The following is a 16,815-nucleotide window of genomic DNA, read 5'->3' as shown; positions in this document are numbered from 1 at the left end:
CGTCGCACGGCCACCGCCACGGCCCCCGGAGACTGACAACCCGTCACCCGGTGTCCCCGGGACACCCCAGGGTCGTACAGTCGTCCCGTCCGTCTCCAACACAGCTGTAGAGAGTGGCGAGCACACGGTGGACGTGCAGAACAAGCTCGACGAGATCACCGCGATGGTCTCCGGCGCCCGCGCCATGCCCATGTCGGCCTCGTGCGTGGTCAACCGCGCCGAACTGCTCTCGATGCTGGAAGAGCTGCGCGCACAGCTGCCCGGTTCGCTCGCCCAGGCCCAGGAGCTGATCGGCGACCGCGAGCAGATGGTCGCGCAGGCCCGCCAGGAGGCCGACCGGATCATCGAGAGCGCGCACGCCGAGCGCGGCTCCCTGATCGCCGGCACCGAGGTCGCCCGCCGATCCCAGGCCGAGGCCGACCGGATCCTCGCCGAGGCCCGCCAGGAGGCCGAGGAGATCCGCGCCGAGGCCGACGACTACGTGGACTCCAAGCTCGCCAACTTCGAGGTCGTCCTCACCAAGACCCTCGGCTCCGTCGGCCGGGGCCGCGAGAAGCTCCTCGGCACCGGACCCGGCCTCGACGAGAACGGCTACGAGGACGAGGACGCCCCCGAGCGCAGCCACGACCCGGAGACCCTGCGCCGCGACGCCGACGCCTACGTCGACACCAAGCTCGGCGCCTTCGAGGCGGTCCTGGCCAAGACCCTGGACGCGGTCGGCCGAGGCCGCCAGAAGCTGCACGGCCGGATCGCCACCGACGACCTCGGCGTCCTCGCGGACGACATGACCACCGTCCAGCACTCCAGCGACGCCGACTACCTCGCGGGCCTCTCCGATCCCTCCGCCGCCGAGCAGCCCAGGCAGCCCCAGTACGGCGAGCCGGAGCCGGCGGCGGCCCAGGTGCCGGCGCAGGCCGTACCGGAGATGCCGGCCCAGGAACCGGCGTACGGCTACGCATCCCAGCAGCCCGATCCGTACGCCGCCTACCAGCAGACCTACGACGGCGGGCAGGACCCGTACGGCTACCAGCAGCAGGGCGCCGACCCGTACGCCTACCAGTACGACGGCGGGCAGCAGGCGTACGAGGCGCAGCAGGGCTACGTCCAGCCCCCGCAGCCGCAGCAGCCCCCGCACGCCCCGCAGACCCAGCCGCAGGCGCTCGACGAGACCAGCCTCTTCGACACCAGCATGATCAGCGCCGAGCAGCTGCGGGCGTACGAACAGGGCCGCGGGCTCTAGCGGCAGGGGGGTGCCCGGCCCGGATTGGGCCGAGAGCGAATGGTCCAGTATCCTGGCTCTTCGGTCGCGTGTACGTCCGCGATCGCCGCTGCCCGGGAACACCGAAGGGCGGCACCCCCAACCCACGAAGACCGAAAGCAGGAATGGTTCTGAACGCGCGCCTCGACCACCGCGACCCCCTCGTGTTCGACACGCACGAGCTGGGACGGCGGCCCGGTGCGCTCCAGCGCCTGACCCGCACGGTCGACGCTCCCAAGGACTTCGGTCTCCAGGGAGTCATCGGAGTGCCGGAAGGCGCCCCGGTGGAGCTCGATCTCCGGCTCGAGTCGGTCATGGAAGGGGTGCTCGTCACAGGCACCGCCCGTGCCAGGGCCGAGGGGGAGTGCGTAAGGTGTCTGGAGCCGCTGGAGCAGCAGCTCGAAGCGGACTTCCAGGAGCTGTTCTCGTACCCTGACGCCGACGACCGTGGCCGCCCCGTGGCGGAACCGGGCGACGACGCCGAGGACGACGAGGACAGGTACTTCGTCGAGGACGGACTGATCGGCCTCGAACCCGTGCTGCGCGACGCGGCGGTGCTCGCACTGCCGATGCAGCCGGTGTGCCAGGAAGACTGCCAGGGCCTGTGCTCCGAGTGCGGAGTGCGCCTGTCGGACGACCCGGACCACCACCACGACGCCGTCGACATCCGTTGGGCGGCATTGCAGGGACTCGCCGGTTCACTCGGAGACGGCGAGAAGGACGAGATGAGCGGCGACGGGGCAGACTCCGCGGACGCCGCCGAGAAGCAGGAGAAGTAGCCGTGGCTGTTCCGAAGCGGAAGATGTCGCGCAGCAACACGCGCCACCGCCGGTCGCAGTGGAAGGCTGCGGTCCCCACCCTGGTTGCGTGCGAGCGCTGCCACGAGCCCAAGCAGCAGCACATCGCGTGCCCGTCTTGCGGCACTTACAACAAGCGCCAGGTCCTCGAGGTCTGAGCGGCTGGTGAGAGGCACTGTGTCAGTCCCCAAGAAGGCGGAAGACGCCAAGGCGGACCCACCCGCCAAGAAGAAGGCGGACACCCAGGCCTCGTCCCACACGCTTCTGGAAGGGCGGCTCGGCTATCAGCTCGAGTCCGCCCTTCTGGTGCGTGCACTGACCCACCGTTCCTACGCGTACGAGAACGGCGGTCTGCCGACGAACGAGCGGCTGGAGTTCCTCGGTGACTCCGTCCTCGGCCTTGTCGTCACGGACACGCTGTACCGCACCCACCCCGACCTGCCCGAAGGCCAGCTGGCCAAGTTGCGGGCCGCGGTGGTCAACTCGCGTGCGCTGGCGGAGGTGGGCCGTGGGCTCGAACTCGGCTCCTTCATCCGGCTCGGCCGCGGTGAAGAGGGCACGGGCGGCCGGGACAAGGCGTCCATCCTCGCCGACACCCTCGAAGCGGTGATCGGCGCGGTCTATCTCGACCAGGGCCTCGACGCGGCCTCCGAACTGGTGCACCGCCTGTTCGACCCGCTGATCGAGAAGTCCTCCAACCTCGGTGCCGGCCTGGACTGGAAGACCAGCCTCCAGGAGCTCACCGCGACCGAAGGGCTCGGCGTCCCCGAGTACCTGGTCACGGAGACCGGCCCCGACCACGAGAAGACCTTCACTGCTGCCGCCCGCGTCGGAGGCGTCTCGTACGGCACCGGCACCGGCCGCAGCAAGAAGGAGGCGGAGCAGCAGGCCGCGGAATCCGCGTGGCGGTCCATCCGGGCCGCGGCGGACGAGCGAGCCAAGGCGACGGCGAACGCCGTCGACCTGGACACCGACGAGGCGTCCGCCTCCGCCTGAACCGTCCACCGCACGGTCCGAACGCCCGCCCCGCCTCCGGGGCGGGCGTTCGGCTCGTCGCCCGTCCACCAGCCCGGCCCACCGGCCCATCCGAGGGGAAGCCATGCCCGAGTTGCCCGAGGTAGAGGTCGTACGGCGCGGCCTGGAGCGCTGGGTCGCCCACCGGACCGTCGCCGACGCCGAGGTACTGCACCCGCGCGCGGTACGCCGGCACCTCGCCGGACCCGACGACTTCGCCCACCGCATCGAGGGCCATCGGGTCGGCACACCCAGCCGCCGCGGCAAATACCTGTGGCTGCCCCTGGAGGACACCGACCAGGCGGTCCTCGCCCACCTCGGCATGAGCGGCCAGCTCCTGGTCCAGCCGCACGAGACACCCGCCGAGAAGCACCTGCGCATCCGCGTCCGCTTCGCCGACGCCCTCGGCACCGAACTCCGCTTCGTCGACCAGCGCACCTTCGGCGGCCTCTCGCTGCACGAGACCACCCCCGACGGACTGCCCGACGTCATCGCGCACATCGCCCGCGACCCGCTGGACCCGCTCTTCGACGACGAGGCGTTCCACCGCGCCCTGCGCCGCAAGCGCACCACGGTCAAACGGGCCCTGCTCGACCAGTCACTGATCAGCGGCGTCGGCAACATCTACGCCGACGAGGCCCTGTGGCGCGCGCGTCTGCACTACGAACGCCCCACGGCGACCCTCACCCGCCCCCGCACCACCGAACTCCTCGGCCACGTCCGGGACGTCATGAACGCCGCCCTCGCCGTCGGCGGCACCAGCTTCGACAGCCTGTACGTCAACGTCAACGGAGAGTCCGGTTACTTCGACCGCTCGCTCGACGCGTACGGCCGCGAGGGCCTGCCCTGCCGGCGCTGCGGCACACCGATGCGCCGCCGGCCGTGGATGAACCGCTCCAGCTACTTCTGTCCGAAGTGCCAGCGGGCGCCGAGGATCACGCCGTAGGCATCCGCTGCGCGTCGTAGCGCTCGCGCGATGCCAGCACCTCGTCCATCCGGCCCTCCAGGCACTGGATGAGCGCCCTCAGCCGCTCGGCCACCTCGCGCCCGAGCGGCGTCAGCTCGTAGTCCACCCGAGGCGGGTTGGTCGGCTGGGCCTCCCGGTGCACCAGCCCGTCGCGCTCCAGCGCGTGCAGGGTCTGGGCCAGCATCTTCTCGCTGACGCCGTCCACCCGGCGCCGCAGCTCGTTGAACCGGAGGGAACTCTCGTACAGCGCGCCGAGCGTCAGCCCGCCCCAGCGCCCCGTGACGTGCTCCAGGGTGCCGCGCGAGGGACAGGCCCGCGAGAACACGTCGTACGGCAGATCCTGCTCCGCCGTGCGCTCCTGCGTGGTCGACATGCCTACAGCGTACGCGAGCACAGCGCTGCCCCGCAGGTCGCGCTGAGCGGGGGACAGCGCCGGAGCCGGCCCCGTCGCAGCGCCGTCCGGGGTGGTCAGTAGCCGAAGAAGTGCGGGGTCGGGCCTTTGACCTGCGGCCACGTAATCGATCAACGCTGCGACCTGCGACTTAGCTGTCGGTTGTTGTCAGCGTTGGTCGTCGTTGAGCACCCCCGCACGGCCCAGAGACGGCCCGGGCGGGGGTGTCATGGTGTTGCCCTTCGATGCGAACTACGGGCAGGTGGCTCGCTGAGGGTCGTTTACCTCATCAGCCGGTTGGCAGAGTGCTTGCGGAGCAAGCAAAGATCGATGAGGTTGCTGTACTCCGTCGCTGTACGTGCATCGTGAAGGACGCGGAAAGAAGAGCAATGATCTCGAGTGTCTGTCCGAGCACCCGGGCAGCGTCGCTCCAAAGGATCACCAGCACGATCACGACCGTGATCACTACGAGTTTGCGTTCAGGGTTTGACAAGTCCCATGGTCGTGCAGCAACACTCATGTTGAGCCTCCTTCGGTTCGCGCCCACCTTGTCGCTCTCGCCGGGAAGCCTGTGCGACTAGGTGGGCTTTCCTTGCTTTGAGTGTGGCTGGCGATAGGCTCGCAATCACTGCCTGGTGGGGGCCAGGTTCCTGCGTACGCAGGATGTTGGTGGGGCGCGACCTTCGTACTTGTCACTCGGTGAGCGGGGCAGGAGACCGAGAGGTCGGCGTAGCGGCTTTGGGCTGGAGCTGCTTTGGGGCGAGTGATCTTGGCCCCGTAAGCTGATGGCGAGTCGGGCAGTCTGTGGACCTGCCCGTTAAAGCACGACGTTGGGGCCAAGATCTTAGAGGCTCGCCCCAAAGTGGCTGCCTAAAGCCGTGGAGCCGACCGCCCCAGCCACGACGTGTTCTGACCTCATGCCGCCGGCCAACCCTTATCAGGGCGCGCGTCGGCGCAGCGCGGGCGGAGCGGGCCGAAGGCAGGAGCGGCGCCCGGAGCGGAGCCGGGAAGCGCGCCCGGCGGAGCGGAGCGCAGCCGGGGCTTGATGAGGTAGAGAAACCTGTAACTCGTGCCTGTGTCGGCTGGGTGCCTGCGGTCTCGGGCTATGGGCTGGTCTGCTCTGATTGCAGGGTCTTGAGAACGGCCTCAGGATCGCCGCTGTAGACGATGTGCGGTTCACCGGGCTCCGGGGCGACGAATCGCTTGCGGTAGCGGAGTAGGTCGCTTTCGGCGAAGTAGATCGAGTTCGGATCGTCCTCATGCCGAGCATTGCGCTTGTTGACGCGCGACCACAGCTCTTCGTGGCTGGCCTCCAGGTAGACGACCACCGAAATCGCGCTAGCTTCGGTAGCGATCGATCGCCAGTGGGCCCGGTCTTCCGGAGTCCAGAAGCCGTGGTCGACCACCACGTCGTGACCGGCCTGGAGTTCCTCGCGGAGCTGCACGGCAGTCTCTTCGAGGATCGGCCGCTCAAGGGTCGGGAACGTCCCTCGGGGAAAGTCGACCCCGTACACCCCATGACGACGGAACATCTCCTCGTCCGGGCAGAGCCTGACGAACCCTCGTGCTGTCAGAGCACGGGCCAGAGTCGTCTTCCCTGAGCCGGGAAGTCCCACCATGAGGACACAGAACGGTTGGCGAGCGCGGTTCACTGAGTGACTTCCGATTCCGTCTGCCACGTGCGCCCAGGGCCGCCGAGGTCGACGCCGTACTCAACGACTGCGCCTTCGCTGTCGACGAACCTCGCAGTCATGACGACTGCCGGGTCCCGCGGGGCCTTCTCGGGGTCCAGCTCCAACAGCTTCGCGTCATCCGGAGTGAGCAGCCGAGCCGACGCGGTGTCGAACCGGTGCGTGATCGGGCGGCCGGTTGCCTGCGCGATGAGTTGCAGGGAGGTTCCTCCGGTAAGTCGCTCGCTGCTCGTGAGCTGAGGGATCAGCTCTCCGTACCGGGCGGGAATCCATGACGTGGAGTGCGCGACGATGCCGTGTCGGTCGCGGTAGACCCGGCTGCGTCGGATCACGTTCGAGCCGGGCTTGAGGTCCAGTGCCTGGGCCACTTCCGCGGGCGCCGGCACCACCGAAGCCTGATGCGAGTCGGACCGTTCGCCGGTTCCCCAACTGGACCCGGTGCGGCGACCTCGGTCCTGGCGCTGAGACCCGGAGGACATAGGAGCGGGACGGTCCAAGACCTCGGTTCCGATGCCATGGATGCCCCTGACAAGGCCCTCGTTGCGCAGCTTCCGCAGGGCCTTCTCGGCAGTCGCAGTGCTGACGCTCCACTCCTGCGACAGGTTCTTGATGCTCGGCAGAAGTGTGCCCGGCTGGAGTTCACCGGATGTGATCAGTTCTGCGTAGTGGGCGGCAATCTGCGCATAGGGCGCTCGATTGTCGGCCTGGTCTGCCATGGGGGTCATCTCCTCGTCTCAGTTGGCTACATCCCTAGCGTACCCCTTGACACCCTAAGGTGCCCTAGGGAACCTTAGGGATGTACCTGCTGTACGGACCATCCCGGCACCACTAAGCCTTGCCCAGGGGCGGCGCTCAACCGCCAAGAAGAACCGCCGCCCCTGGCTCCCTGGAAGGGAAGTCCCATCATGCCCGCAACTCTGGTTGCTGAGCACGTTGCCCCGACCACTCCCGCCGTATGCGTTAGGGACTTATCGAACGCGGAACGGGCGGTGGCGCTGTACGCGTCGGACAAGCCCACCAAGTACGTCTACAAGCGCGGTGACGAGGCGCAGGTCGAGGCGTGGATCGTGCAGGGCGCCCTCCGGATGGGACTGGAAGACCTCTACCAGTCGGCCGCGTTCCTGCGTGGCTTCCGGATGCTGTCCCAGGTCGCGACCAGCGAGCAGAAGAAGGCCCACCACGCGCGCTTCCCGCAGGCGGCCCGGCTGAACCGCGCCGAGAGTCTGGCCTCCCTCACCCTCCTCATGATCGAGGTGAGCGAAGCGGCTCGCGAGCGGAACGGCCGTGTCCAGGTCGAGGGGGCCTGCCTCTGTGGCGGTACCGGCTGGTCCGAGTTCTGCTTCGACCCGGATGAGCCGACGGATTCGGCCCTGGTGGCGTGCCCTGGCCACAACCCCAAGGGGCTCATGCCGACACCGGGGCGGGTGTACGCGTGACGGCCTTCCCCGTTTCCCCGGAGGCCGTGGCCGGTGCTGCGGCCTCCATGGGCACCGACCCCGTGACCCTTGCTGACCTGTTGCGCGTGGCGAACTCGCCTGGCTTCGATCGCTGGCAGGAGCAGATTCGCCGCACGGGCGGCTGCTCGCACCCCATCCGCCTGATGGGCCAGACCGTCACCCGTGACCGCGCGACCGGTGACGTGCTCTACTCCTACAGCACCGAGCATGAGCCGGGTGGTGCCCTCCGGGTCGCGTGCGGGAACCGCCGTGCCTCCCGCTGTCCGGCCTGCGCCTGGACGTACGCCGGGGACACCTACCACCTGATCCGCTCCGGGATCACGGGCGACGAACGCAAGGACGTGCCTGCCACCGTGCGGGACCATCCCCGCGTCTTCGCCACCCTGACCGCCCCCTCGTTCGGGGCCGTGCACAACCGGCCGGACTCCGGGCGCTGCCGCTGCGGGCACACGCATGCCGAGGATGCGCCGGAGCTGGGTACGGCGCTCGCTCCGGAGCGGTACGACTACGTGGGGGCGGTGCTGTGGAACAACTACGCCTCCGACCTGTGGCGCCGCTTCACCATCTACCTGCGCCGCGAGATCGCCGCGCACGCCGGGATCACTCAGACGGCCATGAAGGAGGTGTGCCGGGTCTCCTTCGGCAAGGTCGCCGAATTCCAGAAACGCGGCTCCGTCCACTTCCACGCCGTGGTGCGCCTCGACGGACCCGACGGACCCGACACCGCTCCGCCGGCGTGGGCCACGGTCGCTCTCCTGGATGGCGCGATCCGTGCTGCCGCTGCTCGGGTTTCCGTGCCGGTCCCCGCGTCCGGCGAGTTCCCCGCCCGCACGCTGCGGTGGGGTGAGCAGGTCGACGTGCAGCCCATCGGCGCCCTCGGGCACGAGGAGCTGACGGAACAGGCCGTGGCTTCCTATGTCGCCAAGTACGCCACCAAGGCGGCCGAGACCACCGGCACCGTTGACCGCCGGATCGGGGAGCTGTCCGAGCTGGACAAGCTGCCGCTGCCCGCGCACACCCGGCGGCTCATCGAAGCGTGCTGGGACCTGGACGGCGCCTACCCGGATCGCCTGCTGGCGCGCTGGGCTCACATGCTCGGCTTCCGCGGGCACTTCTCGACCAAGAGCCGCCAGTACTCCACCACCCTCGGCGCCCTCCGCCAGGTCCGCGCCGACTACCGCGCACGCCAGGAACGCCGCGAACGCGGGCTCTCCGAAGACCTCGACGACACGGAGGGCTCCACGCTCGTACTCGCCCACTGGACCTACGCCGGACAAGGCCACACCCCCGGTGAATCCTGGCTGGCCGCATCGATCGCCCGTGAGCTGCGCCTGAACCGCGAGACAGCACGCGAAGCACTCGCCGACCTGCCTGACATGGACGACATGGAGGTGTGGGCATGAAGCGCTCGTTGCCCGACCGCTACCTGACCCCGGTCGACCTGGCTGACCTCCTCGGTGTCCCGGTCGAGACTGTCTATCAGTGGCGCCGCAAGCAGACCGGACCGCGCGGCTTCCGCGTCGGCCGGCACCTTCGCTTCGACCCCGAAGACGTCCGCGTCTGGGTCGAGTCCCAGATGGAGAGGGCCGCCTGATGGCCGGACACGTGCAAGACCGCTGGTACAAGGTCGAGACCGGCACCGACAGCAAGACCGTCAAGGTCAAGACCGACCGCTTCGGCGTCGGATTGCGCTACCGCGCCCGCTACGTCGGCCCTGACGGCTCCGAGAAGTCCAAGAGCTTCCCTGACAAGCAGAAGCGCAAGGCTGAACAGTGGTTGGCCAACATTGAGGCCGACATGTCGCGCGGCGACTACGTGGACCCCGTGGCTGGCAAGGTCACGTTCGAGCAGTACGCCACTGAGTGGATGGCCTCGCAGATCACTGACCCGCTGACCCGTGAGTCGGTGGAGAGCCGTCTCCGCCTGCACGCGATTCCGTACCTGGGCTCTCGGCCTCTGGCCTCCTTTACACCATCGCATCTGCGGGTCTGGCTGCGGACGCTGGAGGACCGTGGGCTCTCCGCCGGGTACCGACGCGGCATCTTCGCCCACGTGTCGACGGTGTTCACCTCCGCCGTGGAAGACCGGATCATCCGCGCCAACCCGTGTAGCGCTCGGTCCGTGCGTGCGCCGCGTCTGGAGCCTCGCAAGGTCAAGCCGTGGCCTGCTGAGCGGATCATGGATGTGCGCTCGGCCCTGCCGGACCGCTATCAGGCGCTCGTCAACGTCGCTGCCGGATGCGGCTTGCGTCAAGGGGAGGTCTTCGGCCTGGCCGTGGAAGACGTCGACTTCCTCGGGGGAGTGGTCCACGTCGTCCGGCAGGTCAAGCTACTGCGTCTGCACAGGCCGGTGTTCGCTCCACCGAAGGGTGGCAAGGAGCGTGACGTTCCTCTGCCTCAGTCCGTCGCCTTCGCCCTGGCCGCTCACCTCAAGCGCCACCCCGCGACGCGGATCACGCTTCCCTGGAAGAACCTCGACGGTCCGCCGGTCACGGCATCGCTCATCTTCACCGGTCCCACCGGGCTGCCGCTCGACCGGAATCGCTTCAACGATCGCGTCTGGCGGCCGGCACTTCGGGCAGCGAGTGTAGAGACCGGTCGGGACAACGGCATGCACGCCTTGCGGCACTTCTACGCCTCGGTCCTGCTGGACGCGGGCGAGAGCATCAAGGCTCTCAGCGAGTACTTGGGGCACCACGATCCCGGCTTCACGCTGCGGACGTACACGCACCTGATGCCGTCGAGCGGGACCCGGACCCGGGCCGCTGTCGACCGCGTCTTCTCGGACGGGGGCCCTGCCGCTGACGGCCCCGACACGGCCCACGAGGGCGCCTAGCCCTCTGACCTGCGGTTATCTCAATAGCCGAAGTCCTGGGTCCACCAAGGGCCGCCGGAGCCGAAGTGGACGCCGACTCCCAGGGTCTTGAAGTCGCAGTTCAGGATGTTGGCCCGGTGGTCGGGGCTGTTCATCCAGGCGTCCATCACGGCCTGGGCGTCGGCCTGGCCGCGGGCTATGTTCTCGCCTCCGAGACCGGATATGCCCGCTGCCGCTGCCCGGTCCCAGGGGGTCGCGCCGCTGGGGTCGGTGTGGTCGAAGAAGCCCTGGGTCGCCATGGCCTGGCTGAAGTCCTCGGCCAGTTCCCGCAGGGCGCTGTTCGCGGCCACCGGGCTGCAGCCCACCTTGGCCCGTTCGTCGTTGACCAGCTTGAGCACCTGCGCCTGCGCGACGGCCTGCTCGGAGACAGCGGGGGGCGTGCTGGGCTTCGCGGGTTTCTGGGCGGCCGGGCGCGAGGGCGTGGGCTTCGGCTTCGCGCTCGGCGTCGTCTTCGGCTTCCTGGTCTTCGACGGTGTCCCGGCCGGGGCCGCGGGCTTGGAGGCCGCCGGTGCCGAGGTGGAGGGGGAGGCCGAGGACGGCGAGGAGGACGGGGAGCCCTCGGCGGACTCCTCCTGCGACGGGGACTGGGCGGACCGGGAGGGAGAGGAGGAGCGGTCGGTGCCGCGGCTCGTGGCGGCGTCGTCGCCCCGGCCGGTGTCGGCGCTGCCCGAGGTGCCGCCCTGCTGGGACGGGCTGTTCGTCGGGACGTCCTGGGCGTGGACCCGGTCGCCCCCGCCGCTGCCGCCGCCGAGCCGGTAGTTGTCGAGGCCGGGCACCGCGCCGGTGGCCACCGCCACCGTGCCGAGGGCGACCGCGGCGGACACGCCGAGCAGACCGGTGCGGACCGGAGTGGCACCCTTCTTCCGGCGGCGCCGTCGCGCCGCGCCGGGGACCGAGCCGCCGTCGGGCGTGTACCCGCCACTGGGGAAGGCGACGGTGCGGCCGGCCTGCGGGCCCTCGCCGTCCGGGCCGTCCGCGAACAGGTAGGCGTCGCTCTTGGCGCGGACCTCGGCGTAGGCCTCGGGGTTCAGATAGGGGGCGATTCCCATCGTGGGGGCCTCGCCCGCGTCCGGCGCCAGCGGATCGTGGCCCCGTCCCGCCGTGCCGTCCGTCTGACGGCCCCCCGCGGCGCGGCCCGTGGCGGCGCGGCCGGCGGCGGAGCGTCGGTGGCGTCCCATGTCCTGGCCTTCCTCGTCCTCGTCCTCGCGCTGGGCGTGCCCTCGCGGTCGACTGTGCTCACGATCAACACGGAACTCACACGATCGAGTGAGTTTCAAGTGAGATTCACTGGGTCGGGACGGTACCGCATGGCGCCAGGGGCTGAAGTGTCCCGCGAGACATTGACTGGTTAGGTTGCAGTCATGAGCGAGGATGTACGACTGGTCGCGTGGGTGCGCGGACAGGTCCAGGGCGTGGGATTCCGCTGGTTCACGCGGGCCAGGGCGCTGGAACTCGGCGGGATGAGTGGTTTTGCTCTCAATTTGGGCGACGGCCGCGTCCAGGTCGTCGCGGAGGGCCCGCGCGAGCGCTGCGAGGGCCTGCTCGCGTGGCTGCGCGGTGACGACACGCCCGGACGCGTGGACGGAGTCACCGAGATCTGGGACACACCCCGCGGGGGCTATGACGGCTTCGCCATCCGCTGACGGCGCTGCGCGTGAGGGTCCGCTGGCGCCCGGGGCGACCCTCCCCGCAGGGGCGGCCCGGGCGAAAACGGGCAGGTAGTTGCCAAGGGCGGCCGCTCGTGGCAGGCTCCGCACGCACAATGATCGCCACGCCCCGAGGGGCCCGCAGGAGTCGCAGCGTCGCCGTATCCCGGCCGCATGCCCCCGGGCGCCCGCCAGTACGGGGCGTGATCGTGTTGACCGTCAAACTTTTTGGTGAGACGCTGAAAGCCCCGCGCACCTTAGCTGTTTGGCATGGTTGAACGGCAGTAAAAACTCCAAAGTGCCAAGCACCGCGGGTGCGATTCCCTCACGACCCACACCGCTTCGGTCGTCACTCATTGTGGAGGACCATCCATCATGGCAAAGGCGCTTCTCGGTTACGTCGGCGGCTCCGACCCTCGACTCCTCGCCGAGATGCGACGGCTCCAGCAGCGCGTCCAGGACCTGGAATCCGAGCTCGGACGAATCCAGGCGGAGAACGACGCGTTGGCGGCTGCCGCTTCTCACGACAGGATCATGGAGAGCATGGAGAGCGTTGACGCACACCAGGCGGAGCCTGCGCTCACCTGATCACTGCATCGCTCCACCACGGCACAGCAGTGGTTGTGCCCGCCCGTACAACCGCTCGGGTGTCTGAGTCTGCAAGGGACGCTTCGGCGTCCCTTCTTTCTTTCCGCCCCCTGTCCCGCCCGCCGTATGTCCGTCCCCGCGCAACCTTTCACCCTCTTCAACGTCTGATGTGCCCTGCACGTTCACCGGTGAAACCGCGTCGGTTCACCGGTTCGTGGAGTGAGACACACCCGAGAGGTAAAGTCCGACGGCGTGCACCTGAAGGCCCTGACCCTCCGAGGGTTCAAGTCGTTCGCCTCGGCGACCACGCTCCGGTTCGAGCCGGGCATCACCTGTGTCGTCGGCCCGAACGGCTCGGGCAAGTCCAACGTCGTGGACGCGCTCAGCTGGGTCATGGGCGAACAGGGCGCCAAGTCGCTGCGCGGCGGCAAGATGGAGGACGTCATCTTCGCCGGCACCACCGGCCGCCCCCCGCTCGGCCGGGCCGAGGTGTCGCTGACCATCGACAACTCCGACGGCGCCCTGCCCATCGAGTACGCCGAGGTCACCATCACGCGGATCATGTTCCGCAACGGCGGCAGCGAGTACCAGATCAACGGCGACACCTGCCGCCTCCTCGACATCCAGGAGCTCCTCTCCGACTCCGGCATCGGCCGCGAGATGCACGTCATCGTCGGCCAGGGGCAGCTCGACTCCGTCCTGCACGCCGACCCGATGGGACGCCGGGCCTTCATCGAGGAGGCCGCCGGCGTCCTCAAGCACCGCAAGCGCAAGGAGAAGGCGCTCAGGAAACTGGACGCGATGCAGGCCAACCTCGCCCGCGTCCAGGACCTCACCGACGAACTGCGGCGCCAGCTCAAGCCCCTCGGCCGGCAGGCGGCGGTCGCCCGCAGGGCCGCCGTCATCCAGGCCGACCTCCGCGACGCCCGGCTCCGGCTCCTCGCCGACGACCTGGTGCGGATGCGCGAGGCGCTCCAGGCCGAGATCGCCGACGAGGCCGCGCTCAAGGAACGCAGGGAGGCCGCCGAGCAGGAGCTGGGCCGTGCGCTGCGCCGCGAGGCGGATCTGGAGGACGAGGTGCGCCGGCTCACCCCGCGCCTCCAGCGTGCCCAGCAGACCTGGTACGAGCTGTCCCAGCTCGCCGAACGCGTGCGCGGCACGATTTCGCTGGCCGACGCGCGCGTCAAGAGCGCCACCTCCGCGCCGCCCGAGGAGCGCCGGGGCCGCGACCCGGAGGAACTGGAGCGCGAGGCCGCCCGCGTCCGCGAGCAGGAGGCGGAACTGGAAGCGGCCCTGGAGGCGGCCGAACACGCCCTGGAGGACACGGTCGCCCACCGCGCCGACCTCGAACGCGAACTGGCCGTGGAGGAGCGCCGTCTCAAGGACGCCGCCCGCGCCATCGCCGACCGCCGCGAGGGCCTGGCCCGGCTGAGCGGCCAGGTCGGCGCCGCCCGGTCCCGCGCCGCCTCCGCCCAGGCCGAGATCGAACGCCTGGCCGAAGCCCGCGACGAGTCGAGGGAGCGGGCCGCCGCCGCGCAGGAGGAGTACGAGACCCTCCAGGCCGAGGTCGACGGACTCGACGCCGACGACCAGGAACTCGCCGACCGGCACGAGGCCGCCAAGCGGCAGCTGGCCGAGGCGGAGGCCGCTCTCGCTGCCGCCCGCGAGTCGGCCACCGCCGCCGAACGCGAGCGCGCCGCCACGCAGGCCCGGCACGAGGCCCTGGCCCTGGGCCTGCGCCGCAAGGACGGCACCGGCACGCTGCTCGCCGCCAAGGACCGGCTGACCGGCCTGCTCGGTCCCGCCGCCGGACTCCTCACCGTGACCCCGGGCCACGAGACCGCCCTGGCCACCGCCTTCGGCGCCGCCGCCGACGCCCTCGCGGTGACCTCCCCGGCGGCCGCCGCCGACGCGATCCGCCTGCTGCGCAAGCAGGACGCGGGCCGGGCCGCCCTGCTGCTCGCCGGCGCCCCCGACGACGTACCCCACGAGCCGCGCGGCGACGGACCGCCGTACGCCGCCGACCTGGTCCACGGACCGGCGGACCTCATGCCCGCCGTACGGCGGCTGCTGCGCGGGATCGTCGTCGTGGCCACCCTGGAGGACGCCGAGGACCTGGTCTACGCCCGCCCCGGGCTGACCGCCGTCACCGCCGAGGGCGACCTGCTGGGCGCCCACTTCGCGCAGGGCGGGTCCGCCGGGGCGCCCAGCCTCCTGGAGGTGCAGGCCTCCGTGGACCAGGCCGCGACCGAGCTGGCGGAGCTGGGCGTGCGGTGCGAGGAGCTGGCCGCGGCGCAGGACGCGGCCGCCGCACGGCGCCGGGAGTGCGCCGTGCTCGTCGAGGAGCTGGGGGAGCGGCGCCGGGCCGCCGACCGGGAGAAGTCGTCCGTCGCCCAGCAGCTGGGCCGGCTCGCGGGACAGGCACGCGGCGCCGCCGGGGAGGCGGAACGGTCCGCCGCCGCGGCGGCCCGGGCGCAGGAGGCGCTGGACAAGGCGCTCATGGAGGTCGAGGAACTGGCCGAGCGGCTGGCCGTGGCGGAGGAGATGCCGGTCGAGGAGGAGCCCGACACCTCGGTGCGCGACCGGCTGGCCGCCGACGGTGCCAACGCCCGCCAGACCGAGATGGAGGCCCGTCTCCAGGTCCGTACCCACGAGGAGCGGGTCAAGGGGCTGGCCGGACGGGCCGACTCCCTGGACCGGGCCGCCCGCGCCGAACGCGAGGCACGCGCGCGTGCCGAGCAGCGGCGGGCCAGGCTGCGGCACGAGGTGGCCGTCGCCGAGGCGGTCGCCGCCGGGGCCCGGCAGCTGCTCGCCCACGTCGAGGTCTCGCTGGCCCGCGCCGACGAGGAGCGCACCCTCGCCGAGGCGGCCAAGGCCCGGCGCGAGCAGGAGCTGACCGCTGCGCGCACCGCCGGGCGCGACCTCAAGGCGGAGCTGGACAAGTTGACGGATTCAGTTCACCGGGGCGAGGTACTCGGCGCCGAGAAGCGGCTGCGCATCGAGCAGCTGGAGACCAAGGCGCTGGAGGAACTCGGTGTGGAACCGGCGGGGCTCGCGGCCGAGTACGGCCCCCATCAAGAGGTGCCGCCCTCGCCCCCCGCCGAGGGCGAGGTGCTCCCGGAGGACCCCGAGCACCCGCGCAACCGCCCCCGCCCGTTCGTCCGCTCCGAGCAGGAGAAGCGGCTGAAGGCCGCCGAGCGCGCCTACCAGCAGCTCGGCAAGGTCAACCCGCTGGCCCTGGAGGAATTCGCGGCGCTGGAGGAGCGGCACCAGTTCCTCAGTGAGCAGCTGGAGGACCTGAAGAAGACCCGCGCCGACCTGCTCCAGGTCGTCAAGGAGGTCGACGAGCGCGTCGAACAGGTCTTCACCGAGGCCTTCCGGGACACCGCCCGGGAGTTCGAGGGCGTCTTCGGGCGGCTCTTCCCGGGAGGGGAGGGGCGGCTGATCCTGACCGATCCCGACAACATGCTCACCACGGGCGTGGATGTCGAGGCCCGGCCGCCGGGCAAGAAGGTCAAGCGCCTCTCGTTGCTCTCCGGCGGGGAGCGCTCCCTGACCGCGGTGGCGATGCTGGTGTCGATCTTCAAGGCGCGGCCGAGTCCGTTCTACGTGATGGACGAGGTCGAGGCGGCGCTCGACGACACCAACCTGCAGCGGCTGATCCGGATCATGCAGGAGCTGCAGGAGGCCTCGCAGCTGATCGTCATCACGCACCAGAAGCGCACGATGGAGGTCGCCGACGCGCTCTACGGCGTGTCCATGCAGGGCGACGGTGTGTCGAAGGTCATCAGCCAGCGGCTGCGTTAGCTCCCACCTCCTCTGCTTCAACTCTTGAACGTGTGTCCTGCTCCAACACGCTCAAAGCATTCCCAAACTCACAGCTGTCGTCCTATTGACTTCGAAACTTGAAGGCATAGTCTCTGCAACGTTGCTTTTACCTTCAGGTCCCTTCGTCGGTACCTCGAAGAGAGAACCGCCCCGGCAGCGTTGCCGGTAGCCCGAGGAGTACACGTGGCCAGCACATCGCAGGCACCCAATTCAGGAGCCAGGACGGCTCATCCCGATCATCTCGGGCACGTCATCTTCATCGCGGCGGCGGCCGCGATGGGCGGTTTCCTGTTCGGCTACGACA

General features: G+C 70.1%; 17 protein-coding genes. 12 read left to right on the top strand and 5 right to left on the bottom strand.

Annotated elements, in window-relative coordinates; all coding sequences use genetic code 11:
* The first annotated feature begins 127 nt into the window (after positions 1 to 127).
* The 5 genes from ACZ6IM_RS36060 to mutM all read left to right on the top strand — a co-directional run bounded on the left by ACZ6IM_RS36060 (position 128) and on the right by mutM (position 4,015).
* Entirely contained in the window at positions 128 to 1,240 is a 1,113-nt protein-coding gene (locus ACZ6IM_RS36060) for an ATP synthase F0 subunit B (protein WP_052838399.1), read from the top strand.
* 143 nt (positions 1,241 to 1,383) lie between these two features.
* Positions 1,384 to 2,037, top strand: a complete 654-nt coding sequence (locus tag ACZ6IM_RS36055; protein ID WP_469562674.1) for a YceD family protein — start codon at positions 1,384 to 1,386, stop codon at positions 2,035 to 2,037.
* A 2-nt stretch (positions 2,038 to 2,039) separates the two neighbouring features.
* On the top strand, positions 2,040 to 2,213 hold the full coding sequence (gene rpmF, locus ACZ6IM_RS36050) for a 50S ribosomal protein L32 (protein WP_003951102.1): 174 nt from the start codon (positions 2,040 to 2,042) through the stop codon (positions 2,211 to 2,213).
* A gap of 7 nt (positions 2,214 to 2,220) precedes the next feature.
* A complete protein-coding gene (gene rnc, locus ACZ6IM_RS36045) occupies positions 2,221 to 3,051 on the top strand; it encodes a ribonuclease III (protein WP_052838397.1) in 831 nt (276 codons plus the stop codon).
* 103 nt (positions 3,052 to 3,154) lie between these two features.
* Positions 3,155 to 4,015, top strand: coding sequence for a bifunctional DNA-formamidopyrimidine glycosylase/DNA-(apurinic or apyrimidinic site) lyase (gene mutM / locus ACZ6IM_RS36040; protein WP_469562670.1), 861 nt, complete (start codon positions 3,155 to 3,157; stop codon positions 4,013 to 4,015).
* Here mutM and ACZ6IM_RS36035 read toward each other — a convergent pair.
* The 4 genes from ACZ6IM_RS36035 to ACZ6IM_RS36020 all read right to left on the bottom strand — a co-directional run bounded on the left by ACZ6IM_RS36035 (position 4,005) and on the right by ACZ6IM_RS36020 (position 6,834).
* Positions 4,005 to 4,409, bottom strand: coding sequence for a winged helix-turn-helix transcriptional regulator (locus ACZ6IM_RS36035; protein WP_052838395.1), 405 nt, complete (start codon positions 4,407 to 4,409; stop codon positions 4,005 to 4,007). The genes mutM and ACZ6IM_RS36035 overlap by 11 nt on opposite strands.
* A 307-nt stretch (positions 4,410 to 4,716) precedes the next feature.
* Positions 4,717 to 4,947 carry a hypothetical protein gene (locus tag ACZ6IM_RS36030; RefSeq protein WP_469562667.1) on the bottom strand — a complete coding sequence of 77 codons (231 nt, stop codon included), beginning with the start codon at positions 4,945 to 4,947 and terminating at the stop codon, positions 4,717 to 4,719.
* Positions 4,948 to 5,530: 583 nt separating this feature from the next.
* Entirely contained in the window at positions 5,531 to 6,079 is a 549-nt protein-coding gene (locus ACZ6IM_RS36025) for a P-loop nucleotide/nucleoside kinase family protein (protein ID WP_469562664.1), read from the bottom strand.
* Entirely contained in the window at positions 6,076 to 6,834 is a 759-nt protein-coding gene (locus tag ACZ6IM_RS36020; RefSeq protein WP_226486828.1) for a GntR family transcriptional regulator, read from the bottom strand. The genes ACZ6IM_RS36025 and ACZ6IM_RS36020 overlap by 4 nt, the downstream gene beginning before the upstream one ends.
* A gap of 273 nt (positions 6,835 to 7,107) precedes the next feature.
* On the opposite strand from ACZ6IM_RS36020, the gene ACZ6IM_RS36015 reads away from it, so the two are divergent.
* From ACZ6IM_RS36015 to ACZ6IM_RS36000, 4 genes are read left to right on the top strand one after another with little or no spacing between them, the layout of a single operon-like run.
* Positions 7,108 to 7,554: a hypothetical protein gene (locus ACZ6IM_RS36015; RefSeq protein ID WP_469562661.1), complete on the top strand. Its 447-nt coding sequence runs from the start codon at positions 7,108 to 7,110 to the stop codon at positions 7,552 to 7,554.
* A gap of 47 nt (positions 7,555 to 7,601) precedes the next feature.
* The gene (gene repSA / locus ACZ6IM_RS36010; protein WP_469562721.1) at positions 7,602 to 8,978 is read left to right on the top strand and encodes a replication initiator protein RepSA; all 1,377 of its coding nucleotides are present in this window, start codon (positions 7,602 to 7,604) and stop codon (positions 8,976 to 8,978) included.
* Positions 8,975 to 9,169, top strand: coding sequence for a helix-turn-helix domain-containing protein (locus ACZ6IM_RS36005; protein ID WP_070390434.1), 195 nt, complete (start codon positions 8,975 to 8,977; stop codon positions 9,167 to 9,169). The genes repSA and ACZ6IM_RS36005 overlap by 4 nt, the downstream gene beginning before the upstream one ends.
* The gene (locus ACZ6IM_RS36000; protein ID WP_469562657.1) at positions 9,169 to 10,410 is read left to right on the top strand and encodes a tyrosine-type recombinase/integrase; all 1,242 of its coding nucleotides are present in this window, start codon (positions 9,169 to 9,171) and stop codon (positions 10,408 to 10,410) included. The genes ACZ6IM_RS36005 and ACZ6IM_RS36000 overlap by 1 nt, the downstream gene beginning before the upstream one ends.
* 20 nt (positions 10,411 to 10,430) lie before the next feature.
* Here ACZ6IM_RS36000 and ACZ6IM_RS35995 read toward each other — a convergent pair whose 3' ends face one another.
* Positions 10,431 to 11,627 carry a CAP domain-containing protein gene (locus ACZ6IM_RS35995; RefSeq protein WP_469562654.1) on the bottom strand — a complete coding sequence of 399 codons (1,197 nt, stop codon included), beginning with the start codon at positions 11,625 to 11,627 and terminating at the stop codon, positions 10,431 to 10,433.
* A gap of 183 nt (positions 11,628 to 11,810) precedes the next feature.
* On the opposite strand from ACZ6IM_RS35995, the gene ACZ6IM_RS35990 reads away from it, so the two are divergent.
* From ACZ6IM_RS35990 to smc, 3 genes are all read left to right on the top strand, one after another.
* Positions 11,811 to 12,092, top strand: a complete 282-nt coding sequence (locus tag ACZ6IM_RS35990; RefSeq protein WP_052838393.1) for an acylphosphatase — start codon at positions 11,811 to 11,813, stop codon at positions 12,090 to 12,092.
* A gap of 378 nt (positions 12,093 to 12,470) precedes the next feature.
* Positions 12,471 to 12,683, top strand: a complete 213-nt coding sequence (locus tag ACZ6IM_RS35985; RefSeq protein ID WP_003973418.1) for a hypothetical protein — start codon at positions 12,471 to 12,473, stop codon at positions 12,681 to 12,683.
* A 252-nt stretch (positions 12,684 to 12,935) separates the two neighbouring features.
* Positions 12,936 to 16,490 carry a chromosome segregation protein SMC gene (gene smc, locus ACZ6IM_RS35980; protein WP_469562650.1) on the top strand — a complete coding sequence of 1,185 codons (3,555 nt, stop codon included), beginning with the start codon at positions 12,936 to 12,938 and terminating at the stop codon, positions 16,488 to 16,490.
* Positions 16,491 to 16,815 lie beyond the last annotated feature (325 nt).

This window comes from Streptomyces sp. NPDC042336 (assembly GCF_055581985.1).
This window is presented reverse-complemented; position numbering and strand designations above follow the sequence as displayed.

What these genes read in the sequence shown, in the direction of transcription:
- ACZ6IM_RS36005 (WP_070390434.1), top strand. Translation starts at nt 8,975, where the DNA reads ATGAAGCGCTCGTTGCCCGACCGCTACCTGACCCCGGTCGACCTGGCT.
- ACZ6IM_RS36035 (WP_052838395.1), bottom strand. Translation starts at nt 4,409, where the DNA reads ATGTCGACCACGCAGGAGCGCACGGCGGAGCAGGATCTGCCGTACGAC.
- repSA (WP_469562721.1), top strand. Translation starts at nt 7,602, where the DNA reads ATGGGCACCGACCCCGTGACCCTTGCTGACCTGTTGCGCGTGGCGAAC.
- ACZ6IM_RS36000 (WP_469562657.1), top strand. Translation starts at nt 9,169, where the DNA reads ATGGCCGGACACGTGCAAGACCGCTGGTACAAGGTCGAGACCGGCACC.
- ACZ6IM_RS35985 (WP_003973418.1), top strand. Translation starts at nt 12,471, where the DNA reads ATGGCAAAGGCGCTTCTCGGTTACGTCGGCGGCTCCGACCCTCGACTC.
- ACZ6IM_RS36030 (WP_469562667.1), bottom strand. Translation starts at nt 4,947, where the DNA reads ATGAGTGTTGCTGCACGACCATGGGACTTGTCAAACCCTGAACGCAAA.
- ACZ6IM_RS35990 (WP_052838393.1), top strand. Translation starts at nt 11,811, where the DNA reads ATGAGCGAGGATGTACGACTGGTCGCGTGGGTGCGCGGACAGGTCCAG.
- ACZ6IM_RS36055 (WP_469562674.1), top strand. Translation starts at nt 1,384, where the DNA reads ATGGTTCTGAACGCGCGCCTCGACCACCGCGACCCCCTCGTGTTCGAC.
- ACZ6IM_RS36020 (WP_226486828.1), bottom strand. Translation starts at nt 6,834, where the DNA reads ATGGCAGACCAGGCCGACAATCGAGCGCCCTATGCGCAGATTGCCGCC.
- mutM (WP_469562670.1), top strand. Translation starts at nt 3,155, where the DNA reads ATGCCCGAGTTGCCCGAGGTAGAGGTCGTACGGCGCGGCCTGGAGCGC.
- ACZ6IM_RS35995 (WP_469562654.1), bottom strand. Translation starts at nt 11,627, where the DNA reads ATGGGACGCCACCGACGCTCCGCCGCCGGCCGCGCCGCCACGGGCCGC.